Source organism: Pseudomonas paraglycinae (genome assembly GCF_021601625.1).
GTDB classification, from domain to species: Bacteria; Pseudomonadota; Gammaproteobacteria; order Pseudomonadales; family Pseudomonadaceae; genus Aquipseudomonas; species Aquipseudomonas paraglycinae.
The window spans coordinates 86,894-112,243 of the sequence record NZ_BQHR01000001.1 but is presented as its reverse complement, the minus strand read 5'-3'; the positions used below and the strand labels follow the sequence as shown (position 1 = coordinate 112,243).

The 25,350-nt window shown below is 60.1% G+C and carries 26 protein-coding genes and 1 tRNA gene; 11 read left to right on the top strand and 16 right to left on the bottom strand.

What is annotated here, in order from left to right; genetic code table 11:
* Positions 1 to 18: 18 nt before the first annotated feature.
* Positions 19 to 94 (top strand) — tRNA-Thr (locus tag L6D82_RS00520).
* A gap of 115 nt (positions 95 to 209) precedes the next feature.
* Here the strand turns inward: L6D82_RS00520 and L6D82_RS00515 are convergent.
* On the bottom strand, positions 210 to 635 hold the full coding sequence (locus L6D82_RS00515; protein WP_102717644.1) for a type II toxin-antitoxin system HicB family antitoxin: 426 nt from the start codon (positions 633 to 635) through the stop codon (positions 210 to 212).
* A 31-nt stretch (positions 636 to 666) separates the two neighbouring features.
* The gene (locus L6D82_RS00510) at positions 667 to 849 is read right to left on the bottom strand and encodes a type II toxin-antitoxin system HicA family toxin (RefSeq protein WP_236187843.1); all 183 of its coding nucleotides are present in this window, start codon (positions 847 to 849) and stop codon (positions 667 to 669) included.
* 457 nt (positions 850 to 1,306) lie between these two features.
* Here L6D82_RS00510 and L6D82_RS00505 point away from each other — a divergent pair, with 457 nt between their 5' ends.
* Positions 1,307 to 1,573 carry a DUF3077 domain-containing protein gene (locus L6D82_RS00505; protein WP_236187841.1) on the top strand — a complete coding sequence of 89 codons (267 nt, stop codon included), beginning with the start codon at positions 1,307 to 1,309 and terminating at the stop codon, positions 1,571 to 1,573.
* A gap of 58 nt (positions 1,574 to 1,631) precedes the next feature.
* Here the strand turns inward: L6D82_RS00505 and L6D82_RS00500 are convergent, their stop codons facing one another.
* The 3 genes from L6D82_RS00500 to L6D82_RS00490 are packed head-to-tail and all read right to left on the bottom strand — an operon-like array spanning position 1,632 to position 3,235.
* The gene (locus tag L6D82_RS00500) at positions 1,632 to 2,342 is read right to left on the bottom strand and encodes an SDR family NAD(P)-dependent oxidoreductase (RefSeq protein WP_236187839.1); all 711 of its coding nucleotides are present in this window, start codon (positions 2,340 to 2,342) and stop codon (positions 1,632 to 1,634) included.
* Positions 2,343 to 2,375: 33 nt separating this feature from the next.
* Positions 2,376 to 3,020 (bottom strand): DsbA family oxidoreductase, encoded by a 645-nt coding sequence (locus L6D82_RS00495; protein WP_236187837.1) that lies wholly within the window; start codon positions 3,018 to 3,020, stop codon positions 2,376 to 2,378.
* Positions 3,017 to 3,235 (bottom strand): tautomerase family protein, encoded by a 219-nt coding sequence (locus tag L6D82_RS00490; protein ID WP_007952610.1) that lies wholly within the window; start codon positions 3,233 to 3,235, stop codon positions 3,017 to 3,019. The genes L6D82_RS00495 and L6D82_RS00490 overlap by 4 nt, the downstream gene beginning before the upstream one ends.
* Positions 3,236 to 3,863: 628 nt before the next feature.
* On the opposite strand from L6D82_RS00490, the gene L6D82_RS00485 reads away from it, so the two are divergent.
* Complete coding sequence (locus L6D82_RS00485) at positions 3,864 to 4,790, top strand: LysR family transcriptional regulator (RefSeq protein WP_085647967.1); 927 nt, start codon at positions 3,864 to 3,866, stop codon at positions 4,788 to 4,790.
* On the opposite strand, the gene L6D82_RS00480 is transcribed toward L6D82_RS00485, so the two are convergent.
* The 6 genes from L6D82_RS00480 to L6D82_RS00455 all read right to left on the bottom strand — a co-directional run bounded on the left by L6D82_RS00480 (position 4,707) and on the right by L6D82_RS00455 (position 9,425).
* Positions 4,707 to 5,024 carry an AzlD domain-containing protein gene (locus L6D82_RS00480; protein WP_007952614.1) on the bottom strand — a complete coding sequence of 106 codons (318 nt, stop codon included), beginning with the start codon at positions 5,022 to 5,024 and terminating at the stop codon, positions 4,707 to 4,709. The two genes, L6D82_RS00485 and L6D82_RS00480, sit on opposite strands and share 84 nt — an antisense overlap.
* Entirely contained in the window at positions 5,003 to 5,719 is a 717-nt protein-coding gene (locus tag L6D82_RS00475; RefSeq protein ID WP_085702720.1) for an AzlC family ABC transporter permease, read from the bottom strand. Before L6D82_RS00475 ends, L6D82_RS00480 begins: the two co-directional genes overlap by 22 nt.
* On the bottom strand, positions 5,716 to 6,093 hold the full coding sequence (locus tag L6D82_RS00470; RefSeq protein ID WP_007952618.1) for a GNAT family N-acetyltransferase: 378 nt from the start codon (positions 6,091 to 6,093) through the stop codon (positions 5,716 to 5,718). Before L6D82_RS00470 ends, L6D82_RS00475 begins: the two co-directional genes overlap by 4 nt.
* Positions 6,094 to 6,172: 79 nt before the next feature.
* Positions 6,173 to 6,919, bottom strand: coding sequence for a 2OG-Fe dioxygenase family protein (locus L6D82_RS00465; protein WP_085608635.1), 747 nt, complete (start codon positions 6,917 to 6,919; stop codon positions 6,173 to 6,175).
* A 233-nt stretch (positions 6,920 to 7,152) separates the two neighbouring features.
* A complete protein-coding gene (locus tag L6D82_RS00460; RefSeq protein WP_236187836.1) occupies positions 7,153 to 8,457 on the bottom strand; it encodes an OprD family porin in 1,305 nt (434 codons plus the stop codon).
* Positions 8,458 to 8,756: 299 nt separating this feature from the next.
* Positions 8,757 to 9,425, bottom strand: coding sequence for a DsbA family protein (locus L6D82_RS00455; protein ID WP_236187835.1), 669 nt, complete (start codon positions 9,423 to 9,425; stop codon positions 8,757 to 8,759).
* A 255-nt stretch (positions 9,426 to 9,680) separates the two neighbouring features.
* Here L6D82_RS00455 and L6D82_RS00450 point away from each other — a divergent pair, with 255 nt between their 5' ends.
* The gene (locus L6D82_RS00450; protein ID WP_236187832.1) at positions 9,681 to 11,771 is read left to right on the top strand and encodes a TonB-dependent receptor; all 2,091 of its coding nucleotides are present in this window, start codon (positions 9,681 to 9,683) and stop codon (positions 11,769 to 11,771) included.
* A 64-nt stretch (positions 11,772 to 11,835) separates the two neighbouring features.
* On the opposite strand, the gene L6D82_RS00445 is transcribed toward L6D82_RS00450, so the two are convergent.
* The 3 genes from L6D82_RS00445 to L6D82_RS00435 all read right to left on the bottom strand — a co-directional run bounded on the left by L6D82_RS00445 (position 11,836) and on the right by L6D82_RS00435 (position 16,490).
* Positions 11,836 to 12,048: a hypothetical protein gene (locus L6D82_RS00445; RefSeq protein WP_102687846.1), complete on the bottom strand. Its 213-nt coding sequence runs from the start codon at positions 12,046 to 12,048 to the stop codon at positions 11,836 to 11,838.
* 245 nt (positions 12,049 to 12,293) lie between these two features.
* The gene (gene aguA, locus L6D82_RS00440) at positions 12,294 to 13,400 is read right to left on the bottom strand and encodes an agmatine deiminase (RefSeq protein ID WP_007952634.1); all 1,107 of its coding nucleotides are present in this window, start codon (positions 13,398 to 13,400) and stop codon (positions 12,294 to 12,296) included.
* Positions 13,401 to 13,577: 177 nt separating this feature from the next.
* Entirely contained in the window at positions 13,578 to 16,490 is a 2,913-nt protein-coding gene (locus tag L6D82_RS00435) for an aminotransferase (protein ID WP_236187830.1), read from the bottom strand.
* 272 nt (positions 16,491 to 16,762) lie between these two features.
* On the opposite strand from L6D82_RS00435, the gene rfbB reads away from it, so the two are divergent.
* Genes rfbB through L6D82_RS00400 form a run of 7 tightly spaced genes read left to right on the top strand, consistent with a single transcriptional unit; the run spans position 16,763 to position 23,854 of the window.
* Positions 16,763 to 17,848, top strand: a complete 1,086-nt coding sequence (rfbB, locus tag L6D82_RS00430) for a dTDP-glucose 4,6-dehydratase (RefSeq protein WP_236187828.1) — start codon at positions 16,763 to 16,765, stop codon at positions 17,846 to 17,848.
* Positions 17,845 to 18,720, top strand: a complete 876-nt coding sequence (gene rfbA, locus L6D82_RS00425; protein WP_236187826.1) for a glucose-1-phosphate thymidylyltransferase RfbA — start codon at positions 17,845 to 17,847, stop codon at positions 18,718 to 18,720. The genes rfbB and rfbA overlap by 4 nt, the downstream gene beginning before the upstream one ends.
* The gene (gene rfbC, locus L6D82_RS00420; RefSeq protein WP_085746355.1) at positions 18,717 to 19,262 is read left to right on the top strand and encodes a dTDP-4-dehydrorhamnose 3,5-epimerase; all 546 of its coding nucleotides are present in this window, start codon (positions 18,717 to 18,719) and stop codon (positions 19,260 to 19,262) included. Before rfbA ends, rfbC begins: the two co-directional genes overlap by 4 nt.
* A complete protein-coding gene (gene rfbD, locus L6D82_RS00415; protein ID WP_236187824.1) occupies positions 19,259 to 20,128 on the top strand; it encodes a dTDP-4-dehydrorhamnose reductase in 870 nt (289 codons plus the stop codon). Before rfbC ends, rfbD begins: the two co-directional genes overlap by 4 nt.
* A 36-nt stretch (positions 20,129 to 20,164) precedes the next feature.
* Complete coding sequence (locus tag L6D82_RS00410) at positions 20,165 to 21,973, top strand: sensor histidine kinase (RefSeq protein ID WP_102717671.1); 1,809 nt, start codon at positions 20,165 to 20,167, stop codon at positions 21,971 to 21,973.
* Complete coding sequence (locus L6D82_RS00405; protein ID WP_102687840.1) at positions 21,970 to 23,358, top strand: sigma-54-dependent transcriptional regulator; 1,389 nt, start codon at positions 21,970 to 21,972, stop codon at positions 23,356 to 23,358. Before L6D82_RS00410 ends, L6D82_RS00405 begins: the two co-directional genes overlap by 4 nt.
* Positions 23,359 to 23,398: 40 nt before the next feature.
* A complete protein-coding gene (locus L6D82_RS00400; protein ID WP_236187823.1) occupies positions 23,399 to 23,854 on the top strand; it encodes a YiiD C-terminal domain-containing protein in 456 nt (151 codons plus the stop codon).
* Between the two features lie 13 nt (positions 23,855 to 23,867).
* Here L6D82_RS00400 and cysQ read toward each other — a convergent pair whose 3' ends face one another.
* Together cysQ and nudE are read right to left on the bottom strand one after the other, a co-directional pair.
* Entirely contained in the window at positions 23,868 to 24,701 is an 834-nt protein-coding gene (gene cysQ / locus L6D82_RS00395; RefSeq protein WP_134022016.1) for a 3'(2'),5'-bisphosphate nucleotidase CysQ, read from the bottom strand.
* Between the two features lie 5 nt (positions 24,702 to 24,706).
* Positions 24,707 to 25,273, bottom strand: coding sequence for an ADP compounds hydrolase NudE (gene nudE / locus L6D82_RS00390; RefSeq protein WP_085746352.1), 567 nt, complete (start codon positions 25,271 to 25,273; stop codon positions 24,707 to 24,709).
* Between the last annotated feature and the right edge of the window lie 77 nt (positions 25,274 to 25,350).

Below are 25,350 nucleotides of genomic sequence, written 5' to 3'. Positions count from 1 at the left end.
TATAATCGTCGCCCACACGCCGGTATAGCTCAGATGGTAGAGCAACTGACTTGTAATCAGTAGGTCCCGGGTTCGATTCCTGGTGCCGGCACCATACAAAACGAAGCCCCTGCGAAAATGCAGGGGCTTTGTTGTTTCTGGAGGGTGTGTTTTCCACTCCAAATGAAAAGCCCCCGACAGCCATCACTATCGGGGGCTTTTCTTCAACCTTACGCAGCCTCAACCGAAAGCAAAATCCGGCGCCCAAGCTGCTGCAATGCACGCTCGACATTCTCTATCTTGGAGTGGTGCAGGAAATCAACTAACCGATCTACCTGGGGTCGTTGCACACCCAAGCGTCGTGCCAGTTCAGCTTTGCTTATCCCAGACTCCAAAAGCGTATTCCAGAGCCCAACCTTTGCCGCAGTCAGTATAGGCAGACGCAATACCGCGTCACCTTCCTGCTCCCCCGCATCACCTGTCGGAATCAACCGGCGATCATCAACGTAAATCGACAATGCAGTTTCCATCGCATCAATGGCGCCGTCGAGTGCTTCCTCGAGGGTGTCGCCAGCGGCGTGCATCTCTGGAATTTCTGCGCAGGACAACCAGACACTGCTCGGCTCCTCGTGGACTTCCAACGCATATTCGAACATCACGTTTCCTCTCATGGGGTACAGCTGGGCCTCAATCCTTGAGGCCCAGCTGTTTGATTATCGATTTTCTCAACCCTTCGCCCATTTCCTTGGCTCCGTGGTCGGGAAAGACAGTTGATTTGCCATTCAAGGAAACCTTGAAATGACTGCCCTTGCCGGCTTGGAACTCGACGCCTTGGGCTTTCAACCATCCCCGAAACTCGCTGTACTTCATGTGCATCACTCGCTGTTTCGGTAGAGCGAATGTGCAACATATCTGTTACGCATGCAACATAACTGTTGCACCGCACATCCGGAACATCGCCAGCCTCCGCCACCACCTGGCCACGATTGCGCCCAACCCTCCCCCACGCTACCGTCAATCCCGTCGCTGCCAATTCAGCGACCGGGCCTGATAACCCGCGTAAGATGCAGGCGCACCAGCGCCCCAACCCACGTTTGTCGGCGCTTTTTCATGCCTGCAATTCCGTGTAATGGCGGCTGTGCGTGGGAGACCTTCGGGTCTGCCGGGTTCCTGTATCTCCGGTTTATCAGCCTGCGCATAGCTGCCACCCCATTCGCCTGATAACGAATTGGCAGCCCTCATTTGATACAGGGAGTTTCACAAATGATTAGCATCGATCCATCCAAAGTCTGCCCTTTCCACCTCCCAACAAACGGTAGGTGAAGCCATGACCCATCCCCACGATCTGACAACCCTCGGCCTCACCCATTTCTCCTTCCAGTACAACCACGCACTCTTCCGCACCAACTCCGGCGTCCCGGTCGTCACCGCCCTCTCCCACGCCTCGCATCTGCTGCACATTTCCAAACTGCTCACCTCCGATACTTCTGCCGCCAACGATCCAGAACTCCACGCCTGCGCCTCGCAATATTTGCAGGAGTTGAGTAAGGCGCTGGTCGATGACGCGGTCAAAGTGCTGAGCCCCGATCCATAAGCTGTCGCCCACAAAAAAGCCCTCGCATCGCTGCAAGGGCTTTGAGTTACCGCATCAATCAGTGCCCAGCACTCTGCCCACCATCCACATGCAGAATCTCGCCGGTCACAAACTTCGCGTTATCGAGATACACCACCGCCTGCGCAATGTCGTCGATCTCGCCCATGTGCCCGACCGGATGCAGCGCACCCAGCGCCGCGTGGGTTTCTTCGCCGTGCATCGGCGTTTTGATGATGCCAGGCGACACCGCGTTCACCCGGATCCCGCGTTTGGCGTATTCGATGGCCAGAGATTTGGTGGCGGCGTTGAGGCCGCCCTTGGTCAGGGAAGCGAGGACCGAGGGCACACCGTCTACCGCGTGGTCGGTCAGGCTGGTGGTGATGTTGACCACGTGGCCCTTGCCCTGTTTTTCCATCTCGGCGATGGCCAGTTGGGTGATGTAGAAGAAGCCGTTGAGGTTGACCGACAGCACCGCTGCGTAGTCTTCCGGGGTGTAGGCGGTGAACGGTTTGGCGACGAAGATGCCGGCGTTGTTGACCAGGGTGTCGATGCGGCCGAAGCGTGCCACGCCTTCGCTGATCACGCGTTGAGCAGTGGCCGGGTCGCCGATGTCGCCGGCGATGGTCAGGATTTTCGGGTCGTTCGACGGTTTGATCGAGCGCGAGGTGGCGACGATGTTGTAGCCCAGCTCACGGAAGGCTTTGACCATGCCTTCGCCCAGACCTTGGGAAGCACCAGTGATAACGACAGTTTTTTTCGAATTGCTCATGATGAAATCCTCAATCAATAAGTAGGCGTTGAATCAGGCGCTAGCCAGTTGTTTCAGCATTTGTTCGTAGTACTCGACCGATTGCGAACCGGAGACGAGGTGCTTGCCGTTCAGGATCAGCGCGGGCACCGAGTTGATTCCGTGCTGCCGGTAAAACGCCTGCAGTTGCCGTACTTCGCTGGCGAATTCGTCGTTGACCAGCACCTTGCGGGCCCTCGCTGCATCCAGTCCCGCTTCGGTCGCCAGACGGATCAGCGTCGGGTGATCGTTGGGGTTGTCGCCGTCGCGGAAGTAAGCGCGCAGCAGGATCTTTTTCAGCGCGATCTGCCGCCCTTCCTGCGCCGCCCACATCAGCAATCGATGAGCATCGAAGGTGTTGTGAAAGTGCGTGCGTTTCTCCAGGTCGAACTCGAAACCGATGGCTTTGCCGCGTTCGATCTGCATCTTCTTGCCGGCGGCGACGTCTTCGGCGGTGCGGCCGTATTTGCGCATCAGGTGCTGCACGGCCGGTTCGCCTTCGGCGGGCATGTCCGGGTTGAGTTCGAAGGGCTTGTAGGTCAGCTCCACCGAAACCTCGCAGGCCAGATTGCCGATCGCCTGCTGCAGCGCTGTCGCCCCGAGTGCGCACCAGGGGCACACCACGTCGGAGACGAAATCGATGGTCACGGTCGGGGTCATGACTGGCCCCGTTCCGCCAGCTGTCGGCGGTACTCGGTGGTGGTGATGCCGGCGTAGCCCCAGTTATCGGTGTCGACTTCTTCGATCACGATGTGGGTCAGGTCCGGGCGCTTGTTGAGGACGCGTTCCAGGGTTTCAGTGATTTCGGCGATCACCTGAGCTTTCTGCTCACGGGTAACACCGTCGCGGGTGATGCGTACGCTGACAAATGGCATGACGACTACTCCAGTGACCTGCCCTCGGGATGATGGTCAGGTGTTGGAGCTCAATTTAGGCGTGTGCCGGGAGGGGAAAAAGTAGGGGTGGGGTACTTCATTTGTGAGGTGGTGTAATGAATTGACAAGCCGAAGTTCAGTGACAGAGAATCCCTCCAAGAGCGCGAAACCGGCTGCCATCAGGTGGCGATAGTCGGCGTTAGGAACCCCGTTGATGACCTGAAAATCAGCATTCGGGTGAGACCTCTTCTCCCCTGCTTGAGGGAGCACAATTTCGAGTGATTTCGACAAAAAAGCCGACAGTGATGTCGGCTTTTTTATGAGCGTTATTTGAACTTCCTTTGAGATACGCCTGCTCAATTGCTGGCATAACGCGCTTACCCTGTCAGTCGTTTCCCTTGAAAAATCTCCGCAGACGCACCCAAACCGTGCACTTTTTTTGACCCCAATCACCCCCACGTCACCAAAAAACCCGATCCTGTGTCAGCCTCCAGCCATCGGCGGGGACATCAATTCGCTACTAATTGCGCGACAACTATGCTCAGGTGCAGGAATATAGCCGGCAAATGGCGCCGTTCAGGTCGTCACGTACACAACAATACCCAGCCCACTTCAGAGGGCATTACCCATGGATAGCAGAACCTTACGCAACCTCATGCGCATCGTGCAGACCGGCTCGTTGTCGGCCGCAGCCGAGCATTCGTGCCTGACCGTGCAGGCCCTGGCCGCACAGTTGAACAAGGTCGAAGAGCAGTTCGGTTTCCGCTTGTTTAGACGATCCAACAAGGGGCTGACGCTGACGCCGCAAGGCACCGAGCTGACGCCTTATATGGACAGAGTGCTGATTGCCACGCGGCAGATGGAAGAGAAAGTCGAAGCATTGAAGGTGCCGGGACAACGCACATTGAAAGTGGCGTTGAACACCACGCTGGACCCGGATTTCAACCGACGATTGATCGGGCGCCTGATCGAGGTGTTTCCCGATTACCAGATGGAATTCAGCTACGCCGAGTCGATGGAAAACCTCAGCAAGCTGAAGAACGAGGACTTCGACCTTGCGGTGTTGATCGGCCCGCAGCGTCCGGGTCTGCCGAGCATTGTCCTGCCTGAAGTGCAGGTGCAGGTGGTCGGCGCGCACTGTGGTCAGGAGAACGATCCGCTGACGTTGCTCGGCAACAAGTTTCAGGTGCGTCCCGCAGAAGATTGTCCGTATTCCCACAGCTTTTTGCGTTTTCTCGACGCAGGGCTGGGCAATCACGAGAACAGTCAGCGGACGATCTACTCCTGCAGCGAAACGCTGACTTTGTCGCTCATCACCCAGATGGACGCGGTCGGCATGGTCTCCCGCGAGGCCGCGCAGAAAAACGGCCTGACGATTTTCCCCGGGTTCGAGGATTTCCTCGAAGTGCGCCTGGCGGTGAACAACCCGGATCTGTCCGGCCAGGCGTTGAACGACGTGGTCGATCTGCCGCTACATGAACGAGCCGAGCGCAATGTACGCAGCCGTCCCAACCGCCACACTGAGAAAGAGGTTTTTGCTGAAATACGCACATAACAGCGTCGGAATCGCTGCATAGAATTCCGGGCGATCGAGCTGTATGTGCTGATCCTTGATCAACAAGGGTGTCAGGCTGATCGCAGCGACGATCGCCACCGGCAGGTACTCCAGCGCCCGCGCGACGAAGGGCGGCCAGTGCTCGGTGTTGACCTGCAGCGGCAAGGCCCGTGGCAGGAAGGTCACGGCCATCATCAGAGCGACCACCAGAATCAGGAACGTTTGGTCAGGCATACACCCACTCCGCAGCCCACAAACGTGGCGATGAAAACGTTGAACGGCGAGCTGCCCACCAGGCTCAGTGCGCCCATGCAGACGACTGCGGCCATCGCGGCGATGAGTTTGTTGCGGGTGTTGCACAGCGAGACCAGCACGTAGAGCATCATCGCGGTCAGCGCGTAATCGAGCTGGTATTTGATCAGGTGCGACGCGTACTGCGCGCACAGCGCACCCAACAATCCGCCGATCACCCACGAGGTGTGGCAGAACAGGTTGAAGCCGATCAGATAACGGATGTTCACCGGCGCACCGGTGCCCAGTTTGACGCTGTGGAAGGCGAACGATTCATCGGTCAGGCCGCCGGCGTAACACCAGCGCTCCATGCGGCTCAGGCCCAGCGCGCGCAGGGCCTTCGCCATGTAGACCGACATCAGCATGTGCCGCGCGTTGATCAGAAACGTGGTCAGCACGATGGTGGTCAGCGATGCCCCGCTGCTGATCAGCGCCAGCGCCGCGAATTGCGAAGCCCCGGCATACACGAACAGACACATGGCCACCGGCAGCCACAGCGGCAGCCCGGCGTTGACGGCCATCAGCCCGAACACGAACGACACGGTGAAGTAACCGGCCACCACCGGGCTGGCTTCGGCAAAGGTGCGCGATGGCTGACGGTCGACCATCAGCGGCGCACTGCCGGATGTTTCATTCATAGATCCCTCTCAAATGTCCGCTCGCCGTGAGGTTCGCAAAAACCCTGGGCCGTCCAGAAACGCTTGCCCGCGAGGTTAGCATCGTCGACGAACAGAAACATCCGCAGCACACCGACCCGTTTCATGTCGGCCGACGCCGCTTCCACCAGCCGCTGGCCTACACCCTGGCTGCGATAGCGCAGGCTGACCGCCAGATGGTTGATCGTGCCGCGACTACCCAGCATGCCGCCCAGTACCGCACCGACGATCTCGCCTTCGACGTCGAACGCCAGATAGGCCGTGGTGGTTTTCTGGATCAACACGCCGCGCAGGCATTTGGCGTCCTGCCATTCACAGAACGACACTTCGTCGAACTGGCGGAAGAAGCGCTCCATGCGCTGCGCGTCCTTGGCCGTCGCGCGCCGCAGCACCACCGGCGTCGAGCATTCGACGCCGTCTATTTGGGTGATCTGATTAGCGAACAATGTCGAAAGCGGTCCCGGGCCGCGAGAAAGAAATTGCCAGGATCTGCCGGTACGCCATGGCATGGGTATGGGTGTTGCGCGCCGGGGTCACGTAGTGGCGCATGTCGCGGTCGAGGAAGTAAGTTGTGTCGAGGATTTCCTGGTAGGTGGTCGACGCCAGTTGATGCTCGTGGATGTCGTACAGACGACTCTCCGCACCCTCGACATTGTTGCGGCCCCAGAAGTGCACGCCGCTGAACGGATAACCGTCGCAGTGAATCCCTTCCGGGGTGATTTCCAGTTGTTTGCCGGGTTTGATCTCGATGCGGATCTGATGGATCTGGCACTGCCAGATTTCATCGTGCAGTTCTTCCGGCAACACGCTTTTGTACACTTCGAAATCGGTGTCGATCAGGCTGCGCATCACCGGCGAGCTGATGACTTCGTCCGAGAAGTCCTGGAAGTGCCGCACCACGCCGCCCACATAGCTGTTGTTGGCCTTGGACTGCACGTACGCGCGATGTTCCAGTTGCTTCAGTTCACGAGTCTTGGGGTTGTATTCAAAGTCGCTGTAACGACGGTAACGCATGCCGGCTTCGGCCTGACCGTAGTAACTGTCAGGCTCCATGTTTTCCCAACTTTTGGTCAGTCTGACGAAGTCGGCGAAATGACCGTAGAGATTGAAGTCAGCACCCTGCACATTGGCGTACTTGTCGCGCCGTAGCGATTCGCCCACTTCTCTGGTTAAAACGATCATTACCAAATTCTCCGCTGCATTGAGCGGCCTAATCTATTAGGTGGAGAATTTGCGTCCATGAGAAAGAATTTCAGGCATTTAAAGTCCTGTTTGAAACGCGATTTGAAACGGCTTGAAAGTGCATTTCAAATGACAAAAACACGGGTTTTTATGCTGTTTTTTCAAAAAGCGTCAAAAAAAAACCCCGAACCAGTCGGGGTTTTTCTGTCGCGTTTCGCGGGTTCAACCGATCATCAGAAGATGTTGATCGGGTAGTCCACGAATACACGCAGTTCGTTGCCGCTGACGTTGTATTCGCTGGATTTCTGCGAAACACGCAGGATCGAGCTACGCAGCTTGATGCTCAGGTCTTTGACCGGGCCACTTTGCACGACGTACTTGAACTGGTTGAAGATCTCGCGCTCGGTGCCGCCTTCGCTGGTGGACGTGGTGATGTTGTCGCCACGCACGTACGCGAAGTTGTAGCTCAGACCCGGTACGCCGAATGCGCTGAAGTCCAGGCCGTAGCCCAACTGCCAGCTGCGCTCGTCTTCAGCGTTGAAGTCGGACCAGTAGGAGTTGGCCAGGTAGATGGTGTTGCCACCGTCCCCGACACGATGTTGATCTTTCTGGTAGCCGCCGTAGGCGTAGCCCAGGTTACTGTCGCCGGTGGAACGCTGGTGCGCCACGGTGAACGAGTGCGGACCAGTGGCGAAGGTTGCTGCCAGGCTCCAGATTTTGTTGTCGTCACCAGTGACGATACTTTTACCCGGTACAGTGTTCTCGCGGATGTAGGAGTCTTCCAGCTTGGTGCGGTAGCCGTTGAAGTCCAGGGTCAGGGACTGATCCTTGTTGAACGGCAACACGTAGTTGGCGTTCACGTATTGCTTCTTCAGCACGTCTTCGACGTCGGAAGCGTACAGCGCGCCCTTGAAGTTTTCGGTGAACTGGTAGCTACCGCCCAACACGTTGATCGACTTCAGACCACCGCTGTCACGGCCTTCATCGCTCTTGCGCGATTCCGCGGTGAAACGGCCAGCATCCAGCTGCAGACCTTTGATCTCTTTGGAAGTGATCAAGGTACCGGTGTAGCTCTCTGGGAGCAGACGGGAGTTGTCGTAGTTCAGCACCGGCAGGGCCGGCATCTGGTCACCGTAGGTCAGCACGGTGTTGGAGAAACGGAATTTGACTGCCGCGCCGCCCTTGGCCAGATCGTCAGCCGGGTTGCCGTTGTTGTCTTGCTTGAAAAAGTCGATACCGCCGGCGCCGCTGCGGCCCTTGCCGCCGTCCAGACGCAGCGCGTACAGACCGAACGCGTCCACACCCACACCGACGGTGCCCTGGGTGAAACCGGACGAGAACGTACCGATGGCCGCTTGGCCCCACTCGGCTTTATCGTCGTTACCGTTTTTGTAATCACGATTGATGTAGGCATTGCGCAGCAGCACTTTGAGGCTGCTGTCTTCCACAAAACCCTTGGACTCGGCCTGGTCGTTAGCCATGGCCGAAGTGGCACTCAACATCCCCAGTGCGATCAGACTGATTCGCTTGTTCAACATTTTGTTTTCCTTATTACGGGTTGAAACGCGCTGTGTCGAACGGCTGAAACGGCGCTTATTGCACTCTTTTATTCACCCCGAAACAAAAAGACCCGCTCAAGACAATGTCATGGCGGGCCTGCTCCTAATTTTGAGTCATGGCGGTTAGCCACAGGCGTTGGGCCGAATCGTAGCCGCGCCCTCAACAATGTGTCAATTTCAAGAATCGTCTTTAAATAGGCGAAAAACGTCTAAAAAAAGTAAATTTTGCGATGGCTTCGTGCACGGAATTGCTCGCAGTCAGGGATTTTGATGCGGGATTACGCGCAACCATCTAGGCCACAGACCTGCAAGGTTTCAGTCCCTGGCGCAGGCGTAAACGACTCACTCAACCATTGGGCGAAGGCTTCTGGCTTGCCCAGCCACGGCCCGATATCTACCAGTGTGAACTGACCATCCTGTTCCAGTGCAAAAGTTGGAAAACCCTGCCCACCCAGTTTTGCCAACAGGGCACGGCTGTTCTTTATATGTTGTTCGGTGTCGACGGACTTCACGGCGTTCAAGAACATATCGGCGTTGTAGCCCTGCTCTACCGCGTATTCCACAAGCACACTTTCGTCGGCAATTCGCCGCCCTTCGACATAGTGCGCAGTCTGCAAACGGCCAAGCAGCTCCAGGCCACGACCGTCGATTTTTTCCGCTGCCATCACAGCGGCAATCGGTGGTGCCGAATCAAACACCGCCGAGTGATCGCGCAACAGGCCTTCGAAATAAGCTTCGCCGAAGGGCTGACCGGTGTATTCGGCAATGCGTCGGTCGTGAGGCATCACGTAATTGCGCAGTTGCGGTGAAACGTTCTGGCGGTTGGCGCCGGTCATCATGCCGCCGGCGTGGGCGATCACGGGCAGCACTTGCTGGGCGGCCTGCACCAGTGGTTTGGCGCCATAGCACCAGCCGCACAGCGGGTCGTAGATGTAAAGAAGAGTCATCGGAAAGCTCCGCTCAGAAGGTGGGAAAAACGATGTCGGCACATTAGTCCCTCGGTCGTTGCGGAAAAACGCCGGAATGGCTTTCAGTCTGTTTCGGCAATCGGTCAAATGCGCTTGTTGTCCGCGCCGACACAAACATGAAATAAATTGACACAATCAAACCACGGAACCTTTCAGGAATAATTAACGGGAGTAAATGCAAAGCATTACCATTCGCGCGCTCGAATTCTTCCAACCTTTCGGATGCGCTTTTCAATGCCTGCCCCGTTCCGTCTCACGCCCGTCACGCTTGGGCTTTCTGCCTTTTTGTCCTCCGGTTTCGCTTACTCCGCGACCGAGCTTCCCGCCACGTCGATCAGCGCCGAAGCGCAGGTTGATGATCCGCGCGTAAAGGTCAGCAACACCGCGACCCGCACCTCCACCCCGGTGCGTTACGTGCCGCAGGCGATCGATTCGATCAAGACCGCCAATGTCGCGGATTACGGCATCAATGACATCGAAGATGCCCTGAGCGGTATTCCCAACGTCAGCGGCGGCGGCGATACGCGCTTCGACAGTCTGCGCATCCGTGGTTTCGACGCCAGCAACGACTTCTATCTGGACGGCATCCGCGACGACAGCCAGTACAAGCGCGACCTGCACAACATCGAACGCGTCGAAGTGCTCAAGGGCCCCGCCGCTGTGTTGTATGGCCGTGGCAGCCAGGGCGGGATCGTCAACCGCGTCAGCAAGGCACCCGAATTCGGTCGCCGCTCGACCATCGAGGCCCAGGGTGGCAGCGAAGACCTGCGCAGCCTGTACGCCGATCTCAGCACTGACCCGAGCGACAACATCAGCCTGCGCCTGAACATGGGCAACATGGACGAAAACAGCTTCCGCGACGGCGTCAGCGGCAATCGCCAGCTGTTTGCACCGTCGATGAGCTGGCAGCTCACGCCTGACCTGAACTGGCTGGTGCAATACGAATACAGCCGCTACAACCGCACGCCGGATCGCGGCATTCCCGGGGTCGGTGGACGTCCGGCAGATGTCGACCGGGACACGACCTACGGCAACGATCACGATTTCATCGACGACAAAACGCAATCCCTGCGCTCGAAACTGGCTTATGAAATCAACGACAACTGGCAGCTGCGCCACACGCTCGGTGTGTTCAAGCTCGACAGCGATTTCGACAACACCTACCTCACCGGTTACACCCCGGCGACGCAGAAGGTCACCCGCCAGCACTGGCAGCAGGACCTGACCACCCGTAACGTGTTCAACAACGTTGAGCTGGAAGGCGGATTCGAAACTTTCGGCCTCGAGCACCGCCTGCTGACCGGCCTCGAAACCGGCAGCCAGCGCCGCGACCCGACGCTCTACAACGCCGCCACGTCCGGGCGCGGCAGTTCCGCCGTGCCGTCGCTGGATCTGTACAACCCCAACCGCGACCTGCGCCACACCGGGCGCATGCAGGTGTCGAGCAGCAGCCACACCGAAGTCGAAAGCCGCGCGGTCTATGTTCAGGATCAACTGCGCCTGAACGATCAGTGGCAATTGCTGGCCGGCCTGCGCTACGACACCTTCGATATCGAGTCGACCAACAAGCTGCGCAACATCTCCGAAGACCGTGACAGCCACAGTACCAGCCCGCGTTTCGGCGTGGTCTGGACGCCGCTGCAGAATCATTCGTTCTACGCCTCGTGGACCAAGACTTTCTCGCCGGTAGGCGGTGGTCTGATCGGTATCACCCCGGGCGCGGCCGGTAACACCAATGACCTGAGCCCGGAGCTGACCAAGCAGAAAGAGATCGGCGTGAAAAGCGACTGGCTCGACGATCGCCTGAGCACCACCCTCGCCGTCTATGAGCTGGAACTCTACAACCGCCGCACCACCGATCCGAACGACCCGACCCTGACCGTGCTCAGCGGTCTGCAACGCTCGCGCGGGATCGAGCTGACCGGTACCGGCAAGATCGTCGGCAACTGGTATGTGCGCGGTGGTGTAGGCGTGCAGGACGCGACCATCGAGAAGGACAACAACGGCCTGGAAGGCAAACGCGTGAACAACGTGGCCAAGCGCAACGGCAGCCTGTTCCTGACCTGGAAACCGGAAATGGGCTGGTACGCCGAAACCGGCCTGACCCTGGTCGGCCAGCGTTATGCCGACAACGCCAACACCACCGTGTTGCCGGGCTACGGCCGTTGGGACGCGCTGGTCGGCTACCGCCACAAGGACTGGGACCTGCGTGGCGCCCTGAACAACATCACCGACCGCGAGTATTACTCGTCGGCCACCAGCGCGTTCCAGATCCAGCCGGGCGCACCGCGCAGCCTGGTAGTCACCGGCACCTACAGCTTCTGATTCGCGCCCATAAAAAAAGCGCTGCCATCCCGGCAGCGCTTTTTACAATCCTTGTTTGTTCTTCTTATCCTTCCATCACATCCCACAGTGCTTCCAGTTCGGCCTCGCTGAACAGGCCAGCGGGGTAACGCTCGATCATCATCCGGCGCGGATCAGGTTCCCTGATCTGACGCGTTCCATTGGACTTCAACCAGTGCGCGACAATCTGGAGCGACTCACTATTTACCGTCATGGGATGCAACGTCCGCTCGCTGATTACGTTCACTTCGGCGTTCATTTCAGCGCTCTCTCCCCGTTCATGAGCGGCTACGTTATCCAAGGTTTATGACAGAACTGTTGAAGTTCTCCCCCCTCCCTAGTGCGTCATGAGCGATACAAGAGCTATGCCAATGTCTGGAAACTGCCGACAGGCGGATATAAAGAAACCCGCAGTCCTGACGGGCTGCGGGTTTCTCTTCAAGCGTGGGCAACGAATGACTGACCGGTCGATTTTTCAATCAACTCAAGCTGTTACATCCGCACTCACTCTTTGTGCGGCGCGGGTTGCTGTTGGGTAAGGCAGTGAATGTTGCCGCCGCCCAGTAACAGTTCGCGGCCCGGCACCATCACCACTTCATGTTGCGGGAACAGGTTCTGCAGGATCTCCCGCGCCGGCGCGTCCATCGGATCGTCGAAGCTCGGCGCGATGATGCCGCCGTTGACGATCAGGAAGTTCACGTAGGAACCGGCCAGGCGTACGCTCGGGTTACGTTCCTGAGTGCCGTCTACCGGATCCACGCCCGCGCATTCTTCTTCGGTGGCAAACAGCGGCCCCGGAATCGGCATCTTGTGCACCGTGAACGGGCGGCCCTTGGCGTCGGTGCTGCTTTCCAGCACTTTCATCGCGGCCTGGCAGCGCGGGTAGTTCGGATCCTGCGGATCGTCGGTCCACGCCAGCAGCACTTCGCCCGGACGCACGTAGCAGCAGAAGTTATCCACATGGCCGTCGGTTTCGTCGTTGAACAGGCCATCCGGCAGCCAGATGATCTTGTCCACCGACAGGTTTTCGCTGAGCACCGCTTCGATCTCTTCGCGACCCAGGTGCGGGTTGCGATTGCGGTTGAGCAGGCACTCTTCGGTGGTGATCAGGGTGCCTTCGCCGTCGACGTGAATCGAGCCGCCTTCGAGCACGAAGCCTTCGGTGCGATAACGCGGGCTTCGCTCGATTTCGAGGATCTTGCCGCCGACCTGAGAGTCGCGGTTCCACGGCGAATACAGGCCGCCGTCGAAGCCGCCCCAGGCATTGAAGTCCCAGTTCACACCGCGCACTTCGCCGCTGTTGTTGATCACGAAAGTCGGGCCGCTATCGCGAACCCAGGCGTCATCGCTGGACATCTCGACCACGCGGATATTCGGCACGTCGAGGCGAGCACGAGCGTTTTCGTACTGGCCGGCAGAGACCGCCACGGTGACCGGTTCGAAACGCGCGATGGCTTTGGCCACTGCCGCGTGGGCGGCCTGCGCCGGTTTGCCGCCGAGACGCCAGTTGTCCGGACGCTCGGGCCAGATCATCCAGGTCTGGGTTTGCGGTGCCCATTCGGCCGGCATGTAGAAGCCATCGGCGCGTGGTGTGCTTTTCAATGTGGTCATGTCGATCAGACTCCAGGGAACCGTCGAGGTTTTCAACACGCCGTACAGGGTTGGACGACGGACTATGGCGACTTTATAAACGATAAATATCGGCTTTAGAAGCCATAAAGAAAAAACAATCACATTCTAACCCGAAAAATACCGATACAAATCGGTATTTGCCGGTTCCGGATCGCCTCAGAGCCCTTCTTCCAGCACCTTCGCCAGCATGTCGACAAAGAAATCCACGCTCTGACGCGAGGTGACCATCGGCGGCTTGATCTTCAGGACGTTCAGATAATCGCCGGTTGGCTGCATGAAAATCCCCAGCTCGCGCAGGCGATCACACAACAGCGTGGTTTCCTCGGTGGCCGGTTCCAGGGTTTCCCGATTGCGGATCAGCTCGACCCCCAGATAGAACCCGGAACCGTGCACCGCACCGACCAACGGATATTGATCAATCAACGCCTCCAGCCGGGCCTTGAAATGAGCGCCGACCACCTGGGCGTTTTCCCAGAGTTGTTCTTCTTCCATGACGTCGAGCACCGCCATGCCGACCTGGCAGCTCACCGGGCTGCCGCCGGCGGACGAGAAGAAATAGCCCTCGGCCTCCAGCGCCTCGGCGATTTCCCGGCGGGTGATCACCGCGCCCAGCGGCTGGCCGTTGCCCATGCCTTTGGCCATGGTGATGATATCCGGCACCACGCCTTGCTCTTCAAAGCCCCAGAAGAAGTGGCCCATGCGCCCGTAACCGACCTGCACCTCATCGGCGATGCACACGCCGCCACGGGCACGCACCATTTCATAGACTTTTTTCAGGTAACCCGGCGGCAGTGAGATCCCGCCCGCGTTGCCGTAGACCGGCTCGCAGATAAACCCCGCCAGTTGGCGTTTATGCTCATCAAGCTTCGCCAGATGTTGCTCGACGCTGCGCACGTAATCCGGCGCCGAATCCGGGCCGCGAAATTCGCCGCGATAGGTGTTGGGAGCCGTCACCGCGTGCACCCAGTCCGGGCGACTGCTCAGGGCTTTCGGGTTATCGGCAATCGAGGTCGAGACCGCGTCCGCGCCGACCGTCCAGCCGTGATAGGCCTCCAGCACGCTGATCATGTCGCGCCCACCGCTGGCGGCCCACGCCAGGCGGATCGCCAGATCGTTGGCCTCGCTGCCGCTGTTGACCAGGAACACCCGATCCATGCCCTCCGGCGCCAGCTTCAGCAAACGCTCGGAAAACTCGGCGACCGCCGCATAGTTGAATCGCGAGTTGGTATTGAGCAGCGACCACTGCCGGCTCGCGACCGCCGCCATGCGCGGGTGACCGTGGCCGAGCACCGCGACGTTGTTGAGCATGTCGAGGTAGGAACGGCCCTGCATGTCGATCAGGTGATTGCGCCAGCCGCGCTCGATGCGCGGCGGGTCGACGTAATAGTGCTTTTGGGTGCGGGCAAAACTGGCGTCGCGGCGCGCCAGCAGGGTAGCTGCGTCCAGCTCGGGTTCGGCGTCGCAGGCCAGGCCCAGCAGTGCGGCCGGTGATGGGGACAAGGCCTGCCATGCCGCCGCGCGGGTTGGCGTGCAGAACAGCGGCGCTTCAAGCTGTGCGCCGCGAGTCAATTGCACGGTCAACGGACCGTCCACCGAACCCAGTACCTGGCCTTTGACCAGCGCTGCGCCAATGTGCAATGAAGGTTTCACGCCCAACAAGCGCAGGCTCAGTTGCGAACCATCGAGTCGCAGCGCGCCGTCGGCCGACAGGTGAAGTACGCCAGCAAACGGCGCTTCCACCGTCGAACCCTGGGGCACATGCAATTCAACGTGCAGCGGGAATGTCTCTGGCTCATCGGCGCTGTCGGGCCGGGTGCGCGACAACCGGTATTGCCCGTATCGACTGGCCGCCAGACCGTGGATGGCCGCTGCTTCACTCAACAGGCGCTGATCGATGCCAGGCTGCTCCCAATTGCCCGCCTCGAAGTGCGCGCTCAACACACCCAGATCGATCAACGCGAATTCGCGCCCGACCAGACCGGGCAACAACGGCGCAAAGCCTTCACTGTCGATGGTCGGCAATGTCTGGCCGACCGCCGTGAGAATCGCCGCCTCCATCAAGGCCAGAGGCACAGAGGTGGCGACCCGGAAGATCTCCCACTCGTGGTTCAGATTATCGCGGCTGTAGGTATTGCCCGGATCGATGCTGACCTGTTGCTCGCCACTGAGCACCAGCACCGCCGCCCGCGCCACGATCAGCGGCCACAGCGCCAGCAGTTCTTCGTGTTGCAGCGGATTGACCGCGTGATAGGCCTGCACGGCCGGCAGGATCACAAACGGGTCGCCTGCGGCATGATGCAGCAACGCGGCGCAAGTGACCGACAGATCGGTGATACGCCAGGTGCGCACCAGATCGCCAAAATCGATGACGCCCTGCAACTGCCAGTGCCGTCGGGCGTCACGCTGCCAGACCACGTTGTCGTCGGTGATGTCCATGTGGATCGCCTGCACCGGCAGCTTTTCCAGCAGCGGCTGCAAACGAAGCCTAGCCTGTGCGGCAGCCTCGGCGATCAGCGCGCGTTGGCGCTGGTCCTCGATCACCGGCAGCAAATGCTCGATCAGGGCGCTGGCGTGGCGTGCATCCCACTGCAATGTACGCTCGAGCCCCGGATGGTCGAACCCGGCCAGGGCCAGATCCATTTCGCCGCAGAGCCGGCCGAAACCGGCGACGACGTCGTGGCCAAGGTGATCGAGAGCTGTCAGCGGCTGGCCCTCGATGTAATCGAGCAGACGTACATGCACCGCTTCGCCGCCGATCTCCAGCGACAACAGGTCCTGGCCGTCGTTGGCCGGGATCACCCGAGGAACCTGCACAGCGCCATGATCGGCCAGGTACCTCAGCCCCGCGTGCTGGGCCTGCAGTTCCACCAGCGAATAGTCGCCCCGGCAGATCTTCAGCACGAATCGCCCGCGTTCGCTGTCCACGCGATAATTGAGGTCCTGCTGGCTGCCCAGCGCCTGCAACTTGCCGCTCAGCCCGTAATGCTGCGTCAGAACCTGCAAGGCCTGCTCTGCAGTGACCTGTGGGCCCGGAAGACTGGCGCGATGAATCAACGTGGCGAACGACATGGAACGACCCCTGAAATTTTATTAGGCGCCTATATCGCCACTGCACCGATGGATAATCAACCCCCCGTAAACCCCGCGCCGATCACTGCCCTGTTTCACTCGGCCGCCGCTGCTCCATTGGATGGAGTGCGCCCGGCTTCCGTACGTCGAATACCCGCCGGCACAGAGCTGCGCGGACAAAATACCGCGGGCAACCCTCTTGTGCCGCCCCTCCCCTGCCGACAAGCTATGCTCCACTCGCTTTATAGTCTTACGGAAAAAGGCCAACCTGCATGCGTATTCTCGTCACCGGTGGTGCCGGCTTCATTGGCTCCGCACTGGTTCGCCACCTGATTTGCAACACGGCTCACGAGGTGTTGAACCTCGACAAACTGACTTACGCCGGCAATCTCGAATCGCTTACGAGCATTGCCGACAACAGCCGTTACGAATTTGTGCAAGCCGATATCGTCGATCAGTCCACAGTGAGCACCCTGCTCAAGCGCTTCCAGCCTCATGCGATCATGCATCTGGCTGCCGAATCCCATGTCGACCGATCCATCGATGGGCCGTCGGACTTCATTCAGACCAATATCGTCGGTACTTACAGCCTGCTGGAAGCGGCCCGTGCCTACTGGCAGGGCCTGGCCGAGCCGGAAAAAAGTGCCTTCCGCTTTCACCATATATCGACCGACGAGGTCTACGGCGACCTGCATGGCATCGACGATCTGTTCACCGAAACAACTCCCTACGCCCCCAGCTCGCCCTATTCCGCAAGCAAGGCGGCGTCCGATCATCTTGTCCGGGCGTGGCACCGCACTTATGGACTGCCCGTCCTGCTGACCAATTGCTCGAACAATTACGGGCCCTACCACTTTCCGGAAAAGCTGATCCCGCTGGTGATTCTCAACGCACTGGCCGGCAAGCCACTGCCGGTGTATGGCAACGGTCAGCAAGTCCGTGACTGGCTGTTCGTCGACGATCATGCCCGGGCGCTGTTGAAAGTGGTCACCGAAGGCGCGGTGGGTGAAACCTACAATATTGGCGGACACAACGAACAAAAGAACATTGAGGTGGTGCACGCCATCTGCTCATTGCTCGAAGAGTTGGCACCGAACAACAAGCCTCAGGGCTTCGCTCGATTCGCTGACCTGATCACTTTCGTCAAGGACCGTCCCGGTCACGACCTGCGTTACGCCATTGACGCCGGCAAGATCGAACGCGAACTGGGTTGGGTCCCTGAAGAAACGTTCGAGACCGGCCTGCGCAAAACCGTTCAGTGGTATCTGGACAACCGTCAATGGTGCCGACGCGTTCAGGACGGCAGCTATCAGGGCGAACGCCTGGGTTCCACCGACATCAAGGATCTGCTCGCATGATGAAGGGCATAGTTCTCGCCGGAGGTTCCGGCACACGTTTGCATCCAATCACGCTCGGCGTATCCAAACAGCTGTTGCCGGTCTACGACAAACCGATGATCTACTACCCGATCTCGGTGCTGATGCTGGCCGGGATCAAGGACATCCTGATCATCTCCACCCCGCGGGATCTTCCGCAATACCGCAACCTGCTGGGCGATGGAAGCCAGTTCGGGGTCTCGTTCAGCTATGCCGAGCAGCCATCCCCCGACGGACTGGCCCAGGCCTTTCTGATCGGCGAGCAGTTCATTGGTAATGATCCGGTGTGCCTGATTCTCGGCGACAACATTTTCCACGGCCAATCCTTCAGCGAACAGTTGAAGAAAGCCGCCCGCAAACCTCAAGGCGCAACAGTGTTCGGCTATTGGGTCAAGGATCCAGAGCGCTTCGGCGTGATCGACTTCGACCGCGAAGGGCGCGCCCTGTCCATCGAAGAGAAACCCGCAAAGCCCAAGTCCAGCTACGCGGTGACGGGTCTGTACTTCTACGATAACGACGTGATCAGGATCGCCAAGGCTGTCAAACCATCGCAGCGTGGCGAACTGGAAATCACCGACGTCAACAACGCGTATTTGCAGCGTGGCGATCTGCAGGTCGAGCGTTTCGGACGCGGGTTCGCCTGGCTCGACACCGGTACTCACGACAGCCTGCTTGAAGCGTCCCAGTATGTGCAGACCATCGAACACCGCCAGGGCCTCAAAGTCGCGTGCCTGGAAGAGATTGCCTATCTGAACAGGTGGATCAGCCGCGAACATCTGCTCGAGCGCGCGCAGTACTTCGGCAAGACCGGCTATGGCCAGTACCTGTATTCGATTGCCGGAGAAAACCAATGAACGTGATCGAAACCGATCTGCCCGGCGTCATGGTCATCGAACCCAAAGTGTTTGGTGACGAACGCGGCTTTTTCTACGAGAGCTTCAATGCCAAGGCGTTTGCCGAAGCGACGGGCGTGAATGCGCAGTTCGTACAGGACAACCATTCGCGCTCGCAGAAAGGCGTATTGCGTGGTCTGCACTATCAGTTGGAAAACACTCAGGGGAAACTGGTGCGAGTGACCGTCGGTGAAGTGCTCGACGTTGTCGTGGATATCCGGCGCAGCTCGCCGCACTTCGGCAAATCGCTCACCCTGCGCCTGTCGGCAGACAATCGTCGCCAACTCTGGATACCCGAAGGCTTCGCCCACGGTTTTGTCGTGCTGAGCGAGGTTGCCGAATTTCTCTACAAGACCACCGACTATTACACGCCGTCTGCCGAGCGATGTATTCGCTGGGACGACCCGACGCTGGACATCGACTGGCAACTCGAATCTGCTCCGCAGCTCTCGGCCAAGGATCAGAACGGTAAAAGCCTGAACGAGGCTGACCTGTTCCCATGAAAATCCTCATCTGTGGACAGCAGGGTCAGGTCTCGAAAGAGCTGCAGTTGCGCCTGGCCGATACATGCGATCTGATCGTGCTCGGGCGTGACCGGCTTGACCTGGCTCAGCCTGCGCAAATCCGCCAGCAGGTCAGACAGATCGCTCCCGATCTGATTATCAACGCCGCGGCCCATACTGCAGTCGACCAGGCTGAAAGCGAACCCGAGCTGGCTTTCGCCATCAATGCGACAGGGCCCGGTGTCTTGGCCGAGGAAGCGGCACGGCTTGGTGCCCCGCTGATTCATTACTCCACCGATTACGTCTTTGACGGCAGCCAGCCAGAGCCCTACAACGAATCCGATGTACCAGCCCCGCTGAGTGTCTATGGCAAAAGCAAGCTGGCAGGCGAGCAAGCCATCGCCGACGTTCAGGGGCAACACCTGATTCTGCGAACCAGTTGGGTCTACTCCACCCATGGCCGGAACTTCCTGTTGACCATGCAGCGATTGCTCCAGGAAAAACCACAATTGCGGGTCGTCGCCGATCAGGTTGGAGCCCCCACCTGGGCGGGCACCATTGCCCAGAGCACCCTGGCACTCATCGAACGCTGGCAGTCAGGGCAACCCGGGGCCTGGGGCACCTACCACCTGACGGCCGGCGGGCATACCTCGTGGTTGGGCTTCGCCCAGGCTATTGGCGCAGCGCTGCGTGAACAGGGCAAACCGTGCGCAGAACTGATACCGATCCCTTCCAGCGACTATCCGACGCCTGCTGCACGTCCCTTGAATTCGCGTCTGGACTGCAGTCGCCTGCAGCGTGAGTGGGGCGTCAGTCTGCCGGACTGGCAAACCGCGCTGCACGAGTGTCTTGCCGGGCAAGCCTAGGCATAATGCGCCTGTACCCACAGGCGCCCGATGCTCATGACTCCGACTCTTCCCCGTCGCCCCCGCTGGCGCAGCCTCGCCCTGCTGGCCCTGTGTCTGGCTCCGCTGCTGTGGCCGCTGGAGCATCTCGCCGAGCGCTATTACCGCAGCGAACTGGCCGGCCAGAACCGCCAGACCCTCGACCTCTACGTCGCCAACCTGCTGGGCACCCTGCATCGCTATGAAGTACTGCCGCAAATCCTCGGCGACCTGCCGGCCCTGCGCGCGGTGCTCGGGGCGCCGGACGACGGCGTCACCCAGGGCAACGCCAACCGCCTGTTGAAGAACATCGCTGCGCAGACCGGCGCCGAAGTCATGTACCTGATGGACACCAGCGGCCAGACGCTCGCGGCGTCGAACTGGGACAAGCACGACAGTTTCGTCGGGCGCAATTTCTCTTTCCGGCCGTACTTCAGCGAGGCCATGGCCGGCCGCCTCGGGCGCTTCTTCGGGTTGGGCACCACTTCCGCCAAACGCGGCTATTTCTTCGCCGCAGCAGTGCGCAACGGCGAAAAAATCATCGGCGTACTGGTGATCAAGGTTGACCTCGACCACACCGAAAGCCTGTGGGGCAAAACCCCGGAACAACTGCTGGTGACCGACCACAACGGTGTGGTCATCCTCACCTCGCGTCCGGAATGGCGCTTTCGCGCGACCCGCACCCTGAGTGATGCCGAGCGCGCGGCGATCACCGCGATCCAGCCCTACCCGACCCGCGAGCCACGCCCGCTGAACCTGAGCCCGACCGCATGGCTTCCGCAGACCCAGGACATCGCGGAAACCGGCTGGAGCGTCAGCATTCTTGCCCCGCGCACGTTGATCGACCGACCGGTGCGCACGGTGGTGGCGATCGGCGGCGCCACCTTGCTGGTAGTCATGTTGTTGCTGGGCCTGATGATGCAGCGTCGTCGTCATTACCTGGAACGCATCGCTTTCGAAGCCAAGGCCCGGCGAGAGCTCGAGGGCCGGGTTGCCGAGCGCACCAGCGATCTCGAAGGCCTCAACCGCCGACTGAAACAGGAAGTGCTTGAACGCGAACAGGCCCAGCAGGAACTGGTGCGCGCCCAGGACGACCTGGTGCAGGCCGGCAAACTGTCGGCGCTGGGAACGATGTCGGCAAGCATCAGCCACGAACTCAACCAGCCACTGGCAGCGATCCGCAGCTACGCCGAGAACGCCGAAGTGTTGCTCGACCACGAACGCACTGAAGATGCCCGTGGCAACCTCAAGCTGATCAGCGAGCTGACCGGGCGCATGGCCTCGATCATCGCTCACCTGCGCGCCTTCGCTCGTCGCGACCGCCACGCCCCGGAAAGTGTCGCCCTGCAACCGGCGCTGGACGACGCGCTCGCCTTGCTGGCCAAACGTCGCCGCAGCATGGATGTCGAGCTGATCCGTGACCTGCCCGCCGCCACCCTGTGGGTCGAGGCCGGGGAAACCCGTCTGCGCCAGGTGCTGGGTAATCTGCTGGCCAACGCCCTCGACGCCCTGACCGAGAAAGGCCCGCCGCGCAAATTGTGGCTGAGTGCCGAATCCACCGATGACGGCGTCAACCTGTACATTCGCGACAATGGCCCGGGTTTCTGCATGGAAGCCCTGGGCCGTGCCAGCGAACCGTTTTACACGACCAAGACCCGCACTCAAGGCCTGGGTCTGGGGTTGGCCATTTGCGAAACCCTGATGCGCGCCTTCGGTGGTGAACTGTCGTTCGCCAACCACAAGCAAGGTGGCGCCTTGATCACCCTGCGGCTGCGCGCCGGCGCGCCCGGGGTCAGCCTGCAACCGTCCGAGGATCGAAGCGCATGACCATCGACAACCGCATTCAGGTGGTGCTGATCGACGACGATCCGCACCTGCGTCAGGCCTTGGGCCAGACTCTGGATCTGGCCGGCCTGAAAATTCTCCCGCTGTCCGAAGCCAAGGGCCTGGCCGCGCAACTGGAGCGCGACTGGCCGGGCGTGGTGGTCAGCGACATTCGTATGCCTGGCATGGATGGTCTTGAGTTGCTCCATGAACTTCACGCTCAGGATCCCGAGCTGCCGGTGCTGCTGATCACCGGCCACGGCGACGTGCCACTGGCCGTGCAGGCCATGCGCGCCGGTGCCTATGACTTTCTGGAAAAACCTTTCGCCAGCGACGCCCTGCTCGACAGCGTGCGCCGCGCCCTGGCCCTGCGGCGTCTGGTGCTGGACAACCGCAGCCTGCGCATGGCCCTGAGTGATCGCAACGAACTGAGCGCGCGGCTGGTCGGCCAGTCCGCGCCGATGTCACGCCTGCGCGAGCAGATCGGCGCGCTGGCGGCGACCAAAGCCGACGTGCTGATCCTCGGCGAAACCGGCGCCGGCAAGGAAGTCGTCGCCCGCGCCCTGCATGATCTGTCGAGTCGGCGTAACGGCCCGTTTGTGGCGATCAACGCCGGGGCGTTGGCCGAGTCGGTGGTCGAAAGCGAATTGTTCGGCCATGAACCCGGCGCCTTCACCGGTGCGCAAAAGCGCCGGATCGGCAAGTTCGAATTCGCCAATGGCGGCACGCTGTTCCTCGACGAAATCGAGAGCATGAGCATGGATGTGCAGGTCAAACTGCTGCGCATGCTGCAGGAGCGCGTGGTCGAGCGTCTGGGCGGCAATCAGTTGATCCCGCTGGACATCCGCGTCATCGCCGCCACCAAGGAAGACCTGCGCCAGGCCGCGGATCAGGGGCGATTCCGGGCGGACTTGTATTACCGCCTCAATGTGGCGCCGCTGCGCATTCCACCACTGCGTGAACGGGGCGAAGACGCGTTGATGCTGTTCCAGCATTACGCCGACGAAGCCAGCGCCCGCCATGGTCTGCCACCGCATGAACTGCAACCGGCGCAACGGGCGTTGCTGCTGCGGCACTCATGGCCGGGCAACGTGCGGGAATTGCAGAACGCGGCGGAGCGTTTTGCCCTCGGCCTGGAACTGGCACTGGACAACACACAGCCCGATGGCAGCCCCGGCACCACCGTCGAAATCACGGCGGGCGGGCTCAGCGAGCAAGTGGAAAACTTCGAGAAATCCCTGATCGCCGCCGAACTGGCCCGTTCTCACAGTTCCGTGCGCAGTCTCGCCGAAGCCCTGGGCATTCCGCGCAAGACCCTGCACGACAAACTGCGCAAGCACGGTCTGAATTTCGCTGGCAGCGGCGGCCATTCCGACGAATCCGAATGAAGCACGCTCAATTCACTTTTCTGCCGCAAGAGGTCCGGGCATGAAGCACGACAGTCGTTATCTGGAATCGGTCCTTCACCACGATATCCCGCTGACCCGGGACATGGGCCTCGAGGTGCTCGACTGGCAGGAACAGCAACTGCGCCTGCATCTGCCGCTGGACGCCAACGTCAATCACAAGAGCACCATGTTCGGTGGCAGCCTGTATTGCGGCGCGGTGCTGGCCGGCTGGGGCTGGCTGCACTTGCGTTTGAAAGAAGAAGGCATCGAAGACGGGCACATCGTGATTCAGGAAGGACAGATCAGTTATCCACTGCCTGTGACCGGCGATGCCATTGCGATCTGCCCGTCACCGAGTGCAACGCAGTGGAAGAAATTTCTGGCGATGTATCAGCGTTACGGACGGGCGCGATTGACTCTGCATACGCGGGTCATCAATGCCGGTAGCGATGAGGATGCAGTGACCTTCAGCGGGCAGTACGTCCTGCACCGCTGAAGACTGAGCGCGCTTACGAGCGGGCGAGTTCGAGCAGCTTCGCCCGCCATGCTGCTTTCGCCGGCAACGCCAGGAAGAAACTGTTCAACAAAGACTCCCGAGCTGGATAACAGAACGCTGCGCCACTCAGATCGAGCACTTCACCGCCCGCCCCTTCCAGAACGCCCTGCGCCGCTGCAGTGTCCCACTGCGAAGTCGGCGCCAGACGCGGGTAGCAATCGGCAGCACCTTCGGCCAGCAGACAGAACTTCAGCGAACTGCCGATGTTGGCCAGTTGCAACTCTCCAAGGCTGGCACTCAATCCGGCGAGCAAGCGTTCCTGCTCCGGGCTCGAATGACGGCGGCTGGCAACCACGGTAAACGCTTCGCCAGGTCCCGGCACGTCACGAACCTGAATTGCCACTGGCGTGCCGCCCGTGTCGCCGCGCCAGGCACCAAGCCCGGCTCCGCCGACGTAGAAGCGACCGTTGGTCGGCATCGTCACCACACCGAACACCACCCGGCCGTTCTCGATCAGCGCGATGTTGACGGTGAACTCTTCGCTGCCGCTGATGAACTCCTTGGTGCCATCCAGCGGATCCACCAGCCACCAGCGCTGCCAGCTCGCGCGCACGCTTTGCGGGATGTTGGCGTCCTCTTCGGACAGCACCGGAATGCTCGGATCCAGCGCTGTCAGGCCGGCCACGATCACGTGATGCGCGGCCATGTCCGCCGCCGTCACCGGCGAATCATCGGACTTGGCGGTGACGGCCACACCGGCACGCCAGAACGGCAGGATCGCCTCGCCGGCCCGCAGTGCCAGCTCGACCACCGGCGCCATCAACGGATGGGGAAAATTCATCGATATCTCACTCATGCCTGAAAAAATCCGCGCTGGGTAAGCAGGTCGCGGGTCAGGTATAACGCCGCCAGGGCGCGGCCCTCACTGAAATTCGGATTCTGCGCCAGCGCCGACAGTTCCCGCAGGTTGACCTTGTCCACACGCATCGGCTCGGGCTCATCGCCTTCGAGGCGCTCTTCGTACAAATCGGTGGCCAGCACCACCTGAATTTTCTGGCTCATGTAACCGGGGGACAACGACAGCTCGGTCAGATGCTCCAGTTGTCGCGCGCCATAACCGGCTTCTTCCTTGAGTTCGCGTTCGGCGGCAGCCAGCACGTCTTCGCCGGGTTCGATCAGGCCTTTGGGCAGCGACAGTTCATATTCGTCGGTGCCGCCGCAGTATTCCTCGACCAGCACGGCGTGCTCGGCATCGAGCATCGCCACGATCATGACCGCGCCATAGCCGGCGCCCTTGCCGACCAGCCGCTCGTAGGTGCGTTCCACGCCGTTGGAGAAACGCAGCTTCAGCTCTTCGACGCAGAACAGCCGGCTGGTGGCGACGATCTCGCGGGCGAGTACGGTGGGTTTCTGGCGCATGCAAAGCTCCTTGGCGTGAACGCGCTACTATAACGCGGCTTTTCCGATTGTTTGCGTCGGATATCTTTCTACCGTTC

Excerpts from the sequence above, each read along its gene's own strand:
- L6D82_RS00460 (WP_236187836.1), bottom strand. The coding sequence starts at position 8,457 with ATGTTGAACAAGCGAATCAGTCTGATCGCACTGGGGATGTTGAGTGCC.
- L6D82_RS00475 (WP_085702720.1), bottom strand. The coding sequence starts at position 5,719 with ATGAATGAAACATCCGGCAGTGCGCCGCTGATGGTCGACCGTCAGCCA.
- L6D82_RS00435 (WP_236187830.1), bottom strand. The coding sequence starts at position 16,490 with ATGTCGTTCGCCACGTTGATTCATCGCGCCAGTCTTCCGGGCCCACAG.
- L6D82_RS00505 (WP_236187841.1), top strand. The coding sequence starts at position 1,307 with ATGACCCATCCCCACGATCTGACAACCCTCGGCCTCACCCATTTCTCC.
- L6D82_RS00510 (WP_236187843.1), bottom strand. The coding sequence starts at position 849 with ATGAAGTACAGCGAGTTTCGGGGATGGTTGAAAGCCCAAGGCGTCGAG.
- L6D82_RS00455 (WP_236187835.1), bottom strand. The coding sequence starts at position 9,425 with ATGACTCTTCTTTACATCTACGACCCGCTGTGCGGCTGGTGCTATGGC.
- rfbA (WP_236187826.1), top strand. The coding sequence starts at position 17,845 with ATGATGAAGGGCATAGTTCTCGCCGGAGGTTCCGGCACACGTTTGCAT.
- rfbB (WP_236187828.1), top strand. The coding sequence starts at position 16,763 with ATGCGTATTCTCGTCACCGGTGGTGCCGGCTTCATTGGCTCCGCACTG.
- L6D82_RS00515 (WP_102717644.1), bottom strand. The coding sequence starts at position 635 with ATGTTCGAATATGCGTTGGAAGTCCACGAGGAGCCGAGCAGTGTCTGG.
- rfbD (WP_236187824.1), top strand. The coding sequence starts at position 19,259 with ATGAAAATCCTCATCTGTGGACAGCAGGGTCAGGTCTCGAAAGAGCTG.
- L6D82_RS00470 (WP_007952618.1), bottom strand. The coding sequence starts at position 6,093 with ATGGAGCGCTTCTTCCGCCAGTTCGACGAAGTGTCGTTCTGTGAATGG.
- L6D82_RS00485 (WP_085647967.1), top strand. The coding sequence starts at position 3,864 with ATGGATAGCAGAACCTTACGCAACCTCATGCGCATCGTGCAGACCGGC.
- L6D82_RS00500 (WP_236187839.1), bottom strand. The coding sequence starts at position 2,342 with ATGAGCAATTCGAAAAAAACTGTCGTTATCACTGGTGCTTCCCAAGGT.
- L6D82_RS00400 (WP_236187823.1), top strand. The coding sequence starts at position 23,399 with ATGAAGCACGACAGTCGTTATCTGGAATCGGTCCTTCACCACGATATC.
- rfbC (WP_085746355.1), top strand. The coding sequence starts at position 18,717 with ATGAACGTGATCGAAACCGATCTGCCCGGCGTCATGGTCATCGAACCC.
- L6D82_RS00405 (WP_102687840.1), top strand. The coding sequence starts at position 21,970 with ATGACCATCGACAACCGCATTCAGGTGGTGCTGATCGACGACGATCCG.
- aguA (WP_007952634.1), bottom strand. The coding sequence starts at position 13,400 with ATGACCACATTGAAAAGCACACCACGCGCCGATGGCTTCTACATGCCG.
- L6D82_RS00445 (WP_102687846.1), bottom strand. The coding sequence starts at position 12,048 with ATGAACGCCGAAGTGAACGTAATCAGCGAGCGGACGTTGCATCCCATG.
- nudE (WP_085746352.1), bottom strand. The coding sequence starts at position 25,273 with ATGCGCCAGAAACCCACCGTACTCGCCCGCGAGATCGTCGCCACCAGC.
- L6D82_RS00410 (WP_102717671.1), top strand. The coding sequence starts at position 20,165 with ATGACTCCGACTCTTCCCCGTCGCCCCCGCTGGCGCAGCCTCGCCCTG.
- L6D82_RS00490 (WP_007952610.1), bottom strand. The coding sequence starts at position 3,235 with ATGCCATTTGTCAGCGTACGCATCACCCGCGACGGTGTTACCCGTGAG.
- L6D82_RS00480 (WP_007952614.1), bottom strand. The coding sequence starts at position 5,024 with ATGCCTGACCAAACGTTCCTGATTCTGGTGGTCGCTCTGATGATGGCC.
- L6D82_RS00465 (WP_085608635.1), bottom strand. The coding sequence starts at position 6,919 with ATGATCGTTTTAACCAGAGAAGTGGGCGAATCGCTACGGCGCGACAAG.
- L6D82_RS00450 (WP_236187832.1), top strand. The coding sequence starts at position 9,681 with ATGCCTGCCCCGTTCCGTCTCACGCCCGTCACGCTTGGGCTTTCTGCC.
- L6D82_RS00495 (WP_236187837.1), bottom strand. The coding sequence starts at position 3,020 with ATGACCCCGACCGTGACCATCGATTTCGTCTCCGACGTGGTGTGCCCC.